Annotated in this window: 11 protein-coding genes; 7 read left to right on the top strand and 4 right to left on the bottom strand. The window is 49.9% G+C overall.

The features are described 5' to 3' along the window. Positions 1-6 precede the first annotated feature (6 nt). The gene (clpS, locus tag AT746_RS10265; RefSeq protein ID WP_062484127.1) at positions 7-324 is read right to left on the bottom strand and encodes an ATP-dependent Clp protease adapter ClpS; all 318 of its coding nucleotides are present in this window, start codon (positions 322-324) and stop codon (positions 7-9) included. A gap of 202 nt (positions 325-526) precedes the next feature. Between clpS and cspD the strand changes: the two genes are divergently transcribed. Beyond that, a complete protein-coding gene (cspD, locus tag AT746_RS10270) occupies positions 527-745 on the top strand; it encodes a cold shock domain-containing protein CspD (RefSeq protein ID WP_062479995.1) in 219 nt (72 codons plus the stop codon). A gap of 137 nt (positions 746-882) precedes the next feature. On the opposite strand, the gene AT746_RS10275 is transcribed toward cspD, so the two are convergent. Further along, positions 883-3123: an NADP-dependent isocitrate dehydrogenase gene (locus AT746_RS10275; protein WP_062479996.1), complete on the bottom strand. Its 2241-nt coding sequence runs from the start codon at positions 3121-3123 to the stop codon at positions 883-885. Between the two features lie 261 nt (positions 3124-3384). On the opposite strand from AT746_RS10275, the gene AT746_RS10280 reads away from it, so the two are divergent. The 6 genes from AT746_RS10280 (at position 3385) to AT746_RS10305 (ending at position 9042) form a co-directional block, all read left to right on the top strand. Next, positions 3385-3924, top strand: coding sequence for a pseudouridine synthase (locus tag AT746_RS10280; RefSeq protein ID WP_062479998.1), 540 nt, complete (start codon positions 3385-3387; stop codon positions 3922-3924). Between the two features lie 97 nt (positions 3925-4021). Beyond that, positions 4022-5140 carry a tRNA 2-thiouridine(34) synthase MnmA gene (mnmA, locus tag AT746_RS10285; protein WP_062480001.1) on the top strand — a complete coding sequence of 373 codons (1119 nt, stop codon included), beginning with the start codon at positions 4022-4024 and terminating at the stop codon, positions 5138-5140. A gap of 12 nt (positions 5141-5152) precedes the next feature. Then, positions 5153-5791, top strand: coding sequence for a high frequency lysogenization protein HflD (gene hflD, locus AT746_RS10290; protein WP_062480003.1), 639 nt, complete (start codon positions 5153-5155; stop codon positions 5789-5791). 3 nt (positions 5792-5794) lie between these two features. Continuing rightward, positions 5795-7168 (top strand): adenylosuccinate lyase, encoded by a 1374-nt coding sequence (gene purB, locus AT746_RS10295; protein ID WP_062480005.1) that lies wholly within the window; start codon positions 5795-5797, stop codon positions 7166-7168. A gap of 70 nt (positions 7169-7238) precedes the next feature. Then, positions 7239-8510, top strand: coding sequence for an adenylate/guanylate cyclase domain-containing protein (locus tag AT746_RS10300; protein ID WP_062480007.1), 1272 nt, complete (start codon positions 7239-7241; stop codon positions 8508-8510). Between the two features lie 73 nt (positions 8511-8583). Next, positions 8584-9042, top strand: coding sequence for a GNAT family N-acetyltransferase (locus AT746_RS10305; RefSeq protein ID WP_062480008.1), 459 nt, complete (start codon positions 8584-8586; stop codon positions 9040-9042). A 65-nt stretch (positions 9043-9107) separates the two neighbouring features. Here the strand turns inward: AT746_RS10305 and AT746_RS10310 are convergent, their stop codons facing one another. Then, positions 9108-9527, bottom strand: coding sequence for a DUF4826 family protein (locus tag AT746_RS10310; RefSeq protein ID WP_062480010.1), 420 nt, complete (start codon positions 9525-9527; stop codon positions 9108-9110). Between the two features lie 5 nt (positions 9528-9532). After that, a complete protein-coding gene (locus AT746_RS10315; protein ID WP_156413671.1) occupies positions 9533-12559 on the bottom strand; it encodes an FAD-binding and (Fe-S)-binding domain-containing protein in 3027 nt (1008 codons plus the stop codon). Positions 12560-12575: the final 16 nt, after the last annotated feature.

Below are 12575 nucleotides of genomic sequence, written 5' to 3' on the forward strand. Positions count from 1 at the left end.
GCGTATCTACGCCTGCTCCATAAAACACATCAGCGGATGCTGGTGCTTTCTGGAGAACTGATTGACCTGCATGACTTTGGTTTCTGCTACTTCTGCAGTATATACACCACAGATAGCCTTTCCCTCATAATGCACAGTCAACATTAACTGATTTGCTTTCTCTGCGCTCATATTAAAAAAACGCACCAACACTTCGACAACAAAGTCCATTGGTGTGTAATCGTCGTTATTGAGCAACACCTTATACATAGGTGGAGGCTGAAGTTTCTTCTTTACCGCCTCTAGCTGCTTATCATGACTGATGATGCTGCTTTCTTTACCCATACAGAAATAATAGCCGTTGTTTGTCAGATCCATCAGTGGATCTGTGATTTTTTCGTGAAATATAGAAATTGGCCTTGACATAAACAGGTTAAAAAATCTACATTTTTGGTTGCACCTGACAATTGTCGGGTGTTTTTAGCCTCATACATTCATTGTGGGGGCTAAATCAGGACAGTTCAAGGGATTAAGAGGAAGCAGAAGTATGACAGTTGGTAAGGTCAAATGGTTCAACAACGCAAAAGGCTTTGGTTTTATCGTCCCTGAAGATGGTGGCGAAGACATTTTTGCACATTATTCGACGATCCAGATGGACGGTTATCGTTCTCTTAAAGCTGGCCAGGAAGTTAAATTTGAAGTACAGCAAGGTCCAAAGGGGCTGCACGCTGAAAAGATTGAGCTCTCCGACGAGCCGGAACGTTAACAGCCGATCACCTTGTGGCCAAGGTTCACAAACAAATTATCATCAGGTAATAAAAAAAGCAGATATAAACATATCTGCTTTTTTCTTTTCTATATCCGCCCGGCGATTACAAATCCAACCGGGCTATTATCATCACATCACGCCTGTTTTTTAAGCTCAGCGAGAATATTGTTGAAGGTTTCACTGGGGAACATGGCCTTGCGGGTCTTTTCTTCGTCAGGATAGTAGTATCCGCCGATATCCGCTGGTTTGCCTTGAGTAGCATCAATCTCAGTGAGAATCTGCTGTTCATTTTCTCTGAGCTTGTCTGCCAGCGGTTTGAACAACGCTGCCATTTCAGCATCTTCTGTTTGTTTCGCCACTTCATCTGCCCAGAACATGGCCAGATAAAAGTGCTCACCGCGGTTATCCAGCTCACCGGCCTTACGCAGAGGCGATTTGCCTTCATTCAGCAAGGTCTCAGTGGCTTTATCCAGTGCTGTCGCCAGCACTTTGGCTTTGCCATTGCCCTGTTTGATAGCAAGATCTTCAAACGAAACGGCCAGTGCCAGGAACTCACCCAGAGAATCCCAACGCAAATGCCCTTCTTCAACAAATTGCTGTACGTGCTTGGGCGCTGAACCACCGGCTCCGGTCTCAAACAAACCGCCACCAGCCATCAATGGCACGATTGACAACATTTTGGCACTGGTACCCAATTCCAGAATGGGGAACAGATCAGTCAGATAATCACGTAATACGTTACCGGTAACAGAGATGGTATCCAGACCACGGATACAACGCTCCATAGTGTAACGAATGGCTCTGACCGGCGACATGATCTGAATATCCAGACCCTCTGTGTCGTGATCTTTAAGGTAAGTGATAACCTTCTCAATCAACTGGGCATCGTGAGCACGCTCATCATCCAGCCAGAAAATCGCCGGCATACCGGAGTGACGGGCACGGGTGACAGCCAGTTTAACCCAGTCACGGATCGGCGCATCTTTGGCCTGACACATACGCCAGATATCGCCTTCCTCTACGTTGTGTTCCATCAGCACCTTGTCGTCCTGATCGATAATCCGCACCACACCGTCAGCTTTCATTTCAAAGGTTTTGTCATGAGAGCCATATTCTTCGGCTTTTTGCGCCATCAGACCTACATTCGGTACCGTACCCATGGTAGTCGGGTCGAAGGCCCCGTGGGTCTTACAGAAATTGATCACTTCCTGATAAATGGTGGCGTAGGTGCTTTCCGGAATAACTGCTTTGGTGTCGTGCAGCTTGCCATCCGGGCCCCACATCTGGCCGGAGCTGCGGATCATCGCCGGCATAGACGCATCCACAATCACATCGCTGGGCACGTGCAGGTTGGATATCCCTTTATCCGAGTTAACCATGGCAATCGGCGGGCGATTGGCATAAACCGCGTTGATATCCTTTTGAATCTCTGAACGCTGAGACTCCGGCAGACTTTCAATCTTGTCATACACACTGCCCAGACCATCGTTAGGGTTGACGCCCAGCTCTTCAAACAGGTCAGCATATTTATCAAACAGTTCTTTGTAGAACACTTTAACGCAGTGGCCGAAAACAATGGGGTGAGACACTTTCATCATGGTGGCTTTAACATGCAATGAGAACAGTACACCGGTCTCTTTGGCATCTTCTATCTGTTCTTCAAAGAAACGGCACAGCGCTTTTTTACTCATAAACATGCCATCAATCACCTCCCCTTCGAGGAGATCCACACGAGGCTTGAGCACAGTGACCTGACCATTTTTGTCAGTAAATTCGATGCGAACATAACCGGCTTTGTCTACGGTCAGGGACTTCTCTCCCGAGTAGAAATCACCACCACGCATATGGGCCACATGAGAACGGGAAGCCTGGCTCCACTTGCCCATGGAATGAGGATGCTTCTTGGCATAATTCTTCACTGCAGTGGGCGCGCGACGGTCAGAGTTACCTTCACGCAATACAGGGTTTACCGCACTGCCTAATACTTTGGAATATCTATCTTTAATCTCTTTTTCTTTGTCATCCTTCGGCTCCGCCGGATACACAGGCACCATAAAGCCTTTGTTGCGAAGCTCCTTGATAGCCGCATTCAACTGAGGAATAGAAGCACTTATATTGGGTAGCTTGATGATATTCGTTTCCGGCTCCTGAGTCAGTTCGCCTAAGATAGACAGTGCATCAGGCACTTTCTGATCATCATTAAGATAATCAGGGAAGGTCGCCAGAATACGCGCGGCCAGAGAAATATCGCTGGTTTCCACCTCAATGCCGGCCGGTGCGGCGAATGAACGGATAATAGGAAGTAAGGAATAGGTCGCCAGCGCAGGGGCTTCGTCCGTCTTGGTGTAGATAATCTTAGACTTGGATGTCGTCATGGTATACCTCGGTTCTGGCAGCCCGTCTCAGGCCGCTATGTGTTTCCGGGCCAGCATAACGGCGGTTGTTATGCCCTCCCTGCAAATTTATTGAAGCCTTGATTTTGCGAAGCCGCAGCAAAATACGAAAGCGTACAATAGTTATCTTACAAGACCTTGCGTAAGGATTTGTGTTGGCAGATCATATATGGTCATTTTGGTGAAGTACAAGTCCTGCTTGGAATATCAGATATATACTTTGGTGCAACCCGGGAGCCACCCATGAATAAAAAGCAGGTATTGTTATTTAATAAACCCTTTGGCGTACTGACTCAGTTCACCGATCAGGAAAATCGCCCTACCCTTAAAGATTACATCGGTATTCCCGGAATCTACGCCGCCGGTCGTCTGGATAAAGACAGCGAAGGGCTTTTGGTGCTGACCAATGACGGTAAACTTCAGCACAAACTCGCCGATCCTAAAAACAAAACCAGCAAAACCTACTGGGTTCAGGTAGAAGGCGAACCACAGGAGGCTGACCTGCAACGGCTTCGTGATGGCGTTGAACTAAAGGATGGCCCAACACTGCCAGCCCATGTAGACATCATCCCCGAGCCGGCATTGTGGCCAAGAAATCCACCGGTCAGATTCAGAAAGTCCATTCCCACCACCTGGCTCAGTATCACCATTACCGAAGGGCGAAATCGTCAGGTCAGGCGAATGACCGCCCACATCGGTTTTCCGACTTTGCGCCTGGTGCGTTACCGGGTTGGCAACTGGACCCTGGATGGCATCGCCAGCGGAGAATACCTGCAACTCTGATCGCCATCACAACGGCCTCATTACAGATGCGCGACGCAGTCAATTCTGCTAGAATTCGCGCTCTTTTAATTCGGCCTGTATGGTGAATCCGTTTTCTATGTCAGATAACAGTCAGATTAAAGTCATTGTCGGCATGTCCGGAGGTGTAGACTCCTCTGTTTCCGCTTACCTGCTCAAACAGCAGGGATACCAGGTGGAAGGCCTGTTTATGAAAAACTGGGAAGAAGACGACAATGACGAATACTGCGCCGCAGCCGAAGATCTGAAGGACGCCCAGGCGGTCGCCGATAAACTTGATATCCCCTTACGCAGCATTAATTTTGCTGCCGAATACTGGGATCATGTATTTGAGTATTTTCTTGCCGAGTATAAAGCCGGTCGCACCCCGAATCCGGATATTATGTGCAACAAGGAAATCAAATTTAAGGCTTTTCTGGAGTTCGCTACCGAAGATCTCGGCGCCGATTATATCGCCACCGGCCACTATGTGCGTCGCATCCAGCAACAGGGTCACTGGCAGCTCAGACGTGGTCTGGACGACAATAAAGATCAAAGCTATTTCCTGTATACCTTAAAAGAACAGCAACTGGCGCAAACACTGTTTCCCGTTGGTGAGCTGGAGAAACCGCGGGTACGGGAAATCGCCGCCGAGCAGGATCTGATCACCCACGACAAGAAAGACAGCACGGGTATCTGCTTTATTGGTGAGCGCAAATTTAAAGACTTTCTCAGCCGCTACCTGCCCGCTCAGCCCGGGCTGATTGAAACCGCCGAAGGCGAAGTCATCGGTGAGCACGACGGCCTGATGTATCACACATTAGGACAGCGCAAGGGCTTGCACATTGGTGGTCTTAAAGATCATGGCGATCAGCCCTGGTATGTGGTGGACAAAGATGTTGGGCGTAATGTGCTGATCGTCGGTCAGGGTGATGATCACCCAAGGCTGTATTCAAAAGGTCTTATGGCCAAGCAGCTTGAGTGGACTGACGGCAAGGGGCCAAGCCAGGCTATGCGCTGCACCGTGAAAACACGTTATCGGCAGCAGGATATCCCCTGCACTGTTACGCCGATAAAAAAAGGGACGCCAACAGAAGACGACCAGCTTGAGGTTCATTTTGACCAGCCACAAAAGGCGGTCACACCAGGTCAGTCCGCCGTATTTTATCAGGATGACATCTGCCTCGGTGGCGGCATCATCGAAAACACCATCCGCTAATTTGACGACATAATGAATAATACTGAATTCGATAAAGCACTGGCTCTGGCCGGGGTCTGTCAGGCCGCCAGCCTGGTAAAACAATTTGCCAGACAGGGTAAAGCTGATGAACAAGCCTTTAAAGCCAGCATTAACAGCCTGCTGATTACTGATCCTGAACAGATTGAAGATGTATTTGGTGATCTGCCGGGCCTGGTTCTGGGTTTCACGACTCTGGAAGCTCAGCTGAGTAATAAACCGGCCGCTAAGGATGCCGAAATTACCCGCTATATTGCCAGCATTCTGGGGTTAGAGCGCAAGCTAAGCCGCAACCGCAAAAGCTTAAATGAACTGGGTGAGCGCATCTCACATATCAAACGTCAGCAAAGTCTGTATGACCTGATGGATGAGCCGTCGCTGGCCAATCTGGCCAGAATATACTCTGATGTGATCAGCCCCATTGGCCCGAAAATACAGGTAGCTGGCGAACCTGACTTACTCAAACAAAACAGTATTCAGCACCGGGTCAGAGCCAGCCTGCTGGCCGGTGTCCGAGCCGCCGTGTTGTGGCGTCAGTTGGGTGGTAAACGCCGACAGATATTATTTTCCCGTAAAAGCATACTTAGCTGTGCCGAACAGGCACTTCAACGACTTAACGCTTCAGGAGCCTAACCCATGGAACTCTCATCATTAACTGCTGTGTCACCGGTCGACGGACGCTATGGCAGCAAAACCCTTGAACTTCGATCTATCTTCAGCGAATTCGGACTGATCAAATTCCGGGTACAGGTTGAAGTGCGCTGGCTGCAAAAACTGGCCGGGATTGAGGGCATTCATGAAGTGCCGGCATTCAGTGCTGAAGCAAATACATTGCTGGATAAGATAGTTGAGGATTTTTCTGAGGCGGATGCACAGCGGATCAAGGACATTGAGCGCACCACCAATCACGACGTCAAAGCCGTTGAATACTTCCTCAAAGAAAAAGTGGCAGGCAGTACCGAACTGAATAATGTCACCGAGTTTATTCACTTCGCCTGTACCTCAGAAGATATCAATAACCTTTCTCACGCACTGATGCTCAAAACAGCCCGTGATGAGGTGATTCTGCCTTACTTTGACAAGCTCATCGGCGAGCTTGGGCGCATGGCCAAAGAGTATAAGTCCATCGCCATGATGGCCCGCACCCACGGCCAGCCGGCCTCCCCGACCACCATGGGCAAAGAAATGGCCAATGTGATGGTCAGACTGAAGCGCCAGCGTGACCAGTTAACTCAGGTAGAATTATTAGGTAAACTCAATGGTGCAGTAGGTAACTATAATGCCCATTTGTCAGCCTATCCACAGCTTGATTGGGAGCACATCTCCGAGCAGTTTGTGACCAGCCTCGGGGTTCAGTGGAATGCCTATACCACACAAATTGAACCCCACGATTATATCGCCGAGATGTTTGATGCCATCGCCCGCTTCAATACCATCCTTATGGATTTTGACCGTGATATCTGGGCTTATATCGCTTTGGGGCACTTTAAGCAAAAAACCGTGGCCGGGGAAATTGGTTCATCCACCATGCCGCATAAGGTTAACCCCATAGATTTTGAAAACTCAGAAGGGAACCTTGGGCTGGCCAATGCCATTTTTGATCATCTGGCGGCCAAATTACCCATCTCGCGCTGGCAGCGGGATCTGACCGACTCCACCGTACTACGTAACCTGGGTGTGGCCGTGGGTTACTCGCTGATTGCCTATCAGGCCAGTTTAAAGGGTATCAGCAAGCTCGAAGTCAACGAGGCCAGTTTAGCCGCCGAACTGGATACCAACTGGGAACTGCTGGCCGAGCCGGTACAGACAGTAATGCGCCGCTACGGCATTGAAAAACCCTATGAAAAACTTAAAGAGCTGACCCGTGGTAAACGCATCAATCAGCAAAAGCTGGCAGAATTTATTGAGACGCTGGAATTACCGCAAGCCGCAAAAACCGAACTTAAAGCGCTGACACCGGCCGGGTATGTGGGTAAAGCCGAGGCGCTGGTAGATAAATTATTTAGCTAGCTCTGGCAAGCCTGAACTATACTTACAAGCCCGGTTTAGCCGGGCTTTTTTATTGGCAGAGGGACCTGGCATGACTATTCATTTAATAAGAGCGTGGATTTGGGCCGGCATAGATAAAAACTGGCGGCAGGATGTGAGCCCGGCCAGACTGACCAACCTGCTGGCACTGCTGGTGTTGATCGTTTTACTGATGCATTTGCCCCTGCATCTGATGTACTGGTCACAAGGCGGTGATCTGCAGGCGATATTACTGCTCATTCACTGTCTTATCTGCCCGCTGGTGCCCCTGGCAAGCCATCTGGGCAATCCCGCACTCGCCCGGCGCATTCTTATCCTCTGTTTTACCAGCTTTATTACCCTTTCAAGCCTGTATCTCGGCCACTACAGTGCCACTCATTTGTTTCTGATTCAGGGCTGTGTCATCAGCCCTTTTCTGTATAAGGCCGATGAAAACCGTCTTATCTGGCTTAGTGTCAGCATCTTTGTGCTGTTGTTTGTGGTGCTGGCCTATCAGGAGATTAATCATCTTGGCATCACCTATCAGGGAGAATATCAACAGGCGGTGAGACAGGTCACTCATATCAGCTTTGCCCTGGCCTCCCTGCTCTGCGCCTATTTTATCCGCCGTGACCATATCAGCAGCTGGAGTAAGCTTTACAAGGAGCAAAGCCGTTCACATAAGCTGCTTTTAAATATTCTGCCCGAATCCATTGCTGAACGCCTCAAGAGTAGCCCCAAGACTCTGGCTGATTACCACAGCAGCGCCACCATACTGTTTGCCGATATCAGCCATTTTACCGATATTACTAACAGCCGCTCACCGGAACAGCTGGTCGCTTTTTTGAGTGAATTATACGGTGAATTCGATACCTTACTGAAAACCCACGGTCTGGAAAAAATTAAAACCAATGGCGATGAGTATATGGCCGTTTGCGGCGTTCCTGATTACAGACCCGACCATGCACTTCGCACCTGCCGCTGTGCACTGGATATTCTGGATTGTTTTGACAGAGTCAGCGATCTGTACAACATCCCCAATGGTCTGCGCATCGGCATCAATACCGGTGAAGTGGTGGCTGGGGTAATAGGCACCAACAAGTTCAGCTATGACCTGTGGGGTGACAGCGTCAACCTGGCATCACGAATGGAAAGCCAGGGCGTCAGCAATCGCATTCAGGTCTCCGAATACACCTACAGGCTGGTACGCCATCACTTTGACTTCAGTCACAGGGGCAGAATTCTGATTAAGGGTATGGGGGAATACCATACTTACTGGCTAAACCAGAAGACAGAACCTGACACCCGCAAGATCAGAGCCGGCCAGCGGCAACTGGCCATTTGATTATTTTTTAATCAGATCTTACACTCAAAGATCGGGGCAATTAAGCGCCGTGTGAATACCGGAGGCCAGTTCGATGTCTTTAACTACCAAAAATGTCGACTGGATGAGTGCCAGAAAAGAGCTCACTAAACTCAGAGAAAAAGTGTTTGTCTGTGAATGGCGTATCCCCAAGGACGTGGAGTTTGACCAGCAGGATCACAACGCCTGCCACGTATTGATCTGCGATGAGCAGGGGGAAGAAATCGCCACAGGGCGCATCACTCCTGCCGGAGAGATTGGTCGGATAGCCGTTATCAATGGTTGTCGCAAGCCGGAAGTGTATCAGCAGTTATTTTCTGCATTGCTGTCGATAGCCAGAGCGCAGGGACTAGAAAGTGTCAGCATACAGTGTGAGCTGGAAGGCGTGAATGATTATCAAAAAAGAGGATTTCATCCGGTCGGTGCCGTTTATATGGATGCGGGGATTCCCCGCCAGAGAATGGTTTGCAATATCGAAGCATTCAGTTTGCCGAAGGTGGAATTAACCCACTGAACGGATTTTCATGTTTTTTATTATTATTACAGGGGCCAGACTGGCCCCTTTTTTGTGTTCAGAGACTACTGACTTTTCGCCCAGACCTGATCCTGCTCTGTCATCTGGTACAAAAGCTGTGATTTATTATCCAGCAAATCGGCAAACTCCTGCTGAGTTTTATCATCGGCCGAGGCGTGACGGATATTTTCTGATTTCATCTGCCAGCCCAGAGCCAGATGGCGCAATGCGGCTCTGGCGTCTTTGGCCGCTGACAGCGGCAACACATCAGTAGGCAGATCTCCGGCCACCGCCCAGTAATATTTGCCATCGGTACTCTGCACTTTCCAGGCGGTAACCCAGGGCACCAGATAACGGCTGTCTTCCATTTTGACACTGGCGACGATGATGCCTTTTTCCGCCAGAAACTTAGTGCACTTCTGCAACTGTTGTTTAACCCACTCGGAAACGTCCTGTTCGCTCATTGCCTGTTGTTGTTGTGTCATTATTATTATTCCTCAATTACTGCTAGCAGGGCCTGTAGCGGATGCTTAGGTTTAAAGCCCTCTATTCTAGCGGTTTGGCTACGGCATGAATAGCCTGTAGCCAGCACCTGGTGCGGCTGATATTCATTTATCGCCTGCTGCCAGCTCAGATTAAAAATACCCACAGAATGTTCGAGATGCGCTGTTTCATGGCCATAAGTACCGGCCATACCACAACAGCCCACCGACACCGGAGTCAGCTTTATTCCAGCACTGGCAAACAGTTGTTGCCATTGTTTCTCTGCACCGGGCAGCGCCGTTTTCTCTGTGCAATGGGCAAACAGTGCGTAGTCAGTCTCTGCCTTTTGTTTCACTTTGGGAAGCTCAAGACGCTGCAACCATTCATGCACCAGCAATACCTCAAAATCGCCCCGCTCTTTGCCAAGAACCTTGCTGTATTCATCACGGTAACAGAGCACCAGGGAGGGATCGATGCCCACCAGGGGAATGCCAAGCTGATTTACCTGGTTGAGGAATTCCGCAGAACTTCTCGCAGTGGCGGCAAACTCCTTCAAAAACCCCTTAACATGCTGCGGCTTACCATTAGGTTTAAAGGGCAAGACCACAGGTTTCAGCCCCAGTTTCTCCGCCAGTTTAACCAAATCGGCCACCACTTCGGCTTCATAAAAACTGGTAAAAGGATCCTGCACAATCAGCACATAGTGCTGACGCTCATCCTCACTTAAACGCTGCAGGGCTGGCAGATCAAATTTTGTGGCGGCAGGAATACGTCGGGTCAGCACTGGTGTGGATAACACCGGTGCATCCACATAGCCGATACGGGTTTTAAGCAGCCCTTTGACCGGTTTAAGGCCCATAATGCCATTTACCAGTGCAGGCATTCTCGCCAGCAGCGGCGCCATCTTTTCGATATTAGCCACCAGATAATCTTTCATGGGTCTGGCATAACGACTGTAATACAGACTTAAAAAGCGGGCACGAAACCCCGGCACATCGACATTCACCGGGCACTGACTGGCACAGGCTTTACAGGCCAGACAGCCGTCCATGGCCTCCATCACCTGATGAGAGAAGTCGTCATTTTGCGATTTATCACCACTGTTTCGCAGACGCTTCCATAAAGATGGCGTTACCTGCGATTGCTCCAACTGATTGATATCACTGCCCTGATTCGACAACAAGCGCAGCCATTCGCGCATCAGACCGGCCCGGCCTTTTGGGCTATGGCGCCGGTCGCGGGTGATCTTACTCGACGGACACATGGGTGAGGTGGTGTCATAATTAAAACACAGACCATTACCGTTACAACTCATGGCCGGTTCAAACGCCTCGCGCACTGCAACCGGGATTTGTCTGTCATAGCTGCCACGCTTGGTATCCCCTACCCTGACCAGAGATTCTTCAGAGCCAAAAGGCGTGCAGATTTTACCCGGGTTCATTTTATTTAAGGGATCAAAGGCGCCTTTAATGTGCCGCAGCTCAGTAAATAATTCTTCACCAAAAAACGCCGGGCCGTATTCACTGCGATAACCCTTGCCGTGCTCACCCCACATCAGGCCGCCATATTTGGCCACCAGGGCCACCACCTGATCGGAAATTTCCTGCATCAGGTTTTCCTGCTGTGGGTCACAGAGATCCAGTGCCGGGCGCACATGCAACACGCCGGCATCCACATGGCCGAACATGCCGTAATTAAGGCCCTTGCTGTCAAGCAGTGCGCGGAACTCCATAATAAAATCTGCCAGCTTCTCCGGTGGCACCGCGGTATCCTCGGCAAAGGCCACCGGCTTTTGTTCACCTTTGGTTTTACCCAACAGGCCCACGGCCTTTTTTCGCATGGCATAGATTTTATTAATATGGGAAACGTCATCGGTAAGCTGATAGCCAATCACCCCGGCCCCGCCGTCTTCAATACAGTGATCCAGACGGGCACACAGGTTTTCCACCTTGGCGTCCATATCATCAGCATCTTCGCTGTTGTACTCCACCATATTCAGGCCCAGCAGTGTCTTATTCGGCACATCCTCGATCAGTTCGCTGACCGAATGCCAGATAATATCCTCTCTGGCAAGATTAAGGACTTTACTATCGACGGTTTCAACCGACGTGGCCTGTGCGGCTACCATTTCTGGTGCATGGCGCAGGGCCGATTCAAAGGAGTCATATTTTACGTTTACCAGGGTCTTGTACCTGGCAATAGGTGTTACATTGAGTTTAGCCTCTGCCACAAAGGCCAGCGAACCTTCAGAGCCTGTGATAACGCGGCTAAGGTCAAAGTGCTGCATCGACTCATCAAACACATGCTCAAGATCGTAGCCAGTCAGAAAACGGTTCAGACGCGGGAATTTAGCCAGGATCTGCTCACGTTTTTGCTCACAGCTCTGTAGTACCTGTTTAACCACTTTGCCAACAGGCGTGTTCTGATTAGCCTGTTCTCTGGCCTGTTCAATGGGTATGGGGTGAGTGTCCAGCAGGCTGCCATCAGCCAGCACAGATCGGAGGGAGAGCACATGATCACTGGTTTTACCGTACACCAGTGAGCCCTGCCCTGAGGCATCGGTATTGATCATACCGCCAATGGTGGCGCGGTTACTGGTGGAAAGATCCGGTGCAAAAAAGAACCCGTGCGGGCGCAGAAAGTCATTTAACTGGTCTTTGACCACGCCGGCCTCAACCTTTACCCAGCCCTGTTCGGCATTAAAATCCAGAATGCGGTTCATATACCGCGACAGATCCACCACAATCCCGGAGGTCAGAGACTGACCATTGGTACCGGTACCGCCGCCGCGGGCCGAAAAGCGCACATCCCCATGCAACTCAGCCAACTGGCCAATACACTGCAGATCCTCGACACTGCGGGGAAATACCACCGCCTGTGGCAGTTTCTGATACACCGAGTTATCCGTTGCCACGGCCAGCCGGCTGGCATAACTGGTTTCAATATCACCACTAAAGCCTGCCGCTGGCAGTGCCTTCAGATAGTCCAGATAGTTTTTTTCAACTGATGACAGGGCGTCGACTCGGGGTAACATCGGCAACTTTATGTTA

Source organism: Lacimicrobium alkaliphilum (genome assembly GCF_001466725.1).
GTDB lineage: Bacteria > Pseudomonadota > Gammaproteobacteria > Enterobacterales > Alteromonadaceae > Lacimicrobium > Lacimicrobium alkaliphilum_B.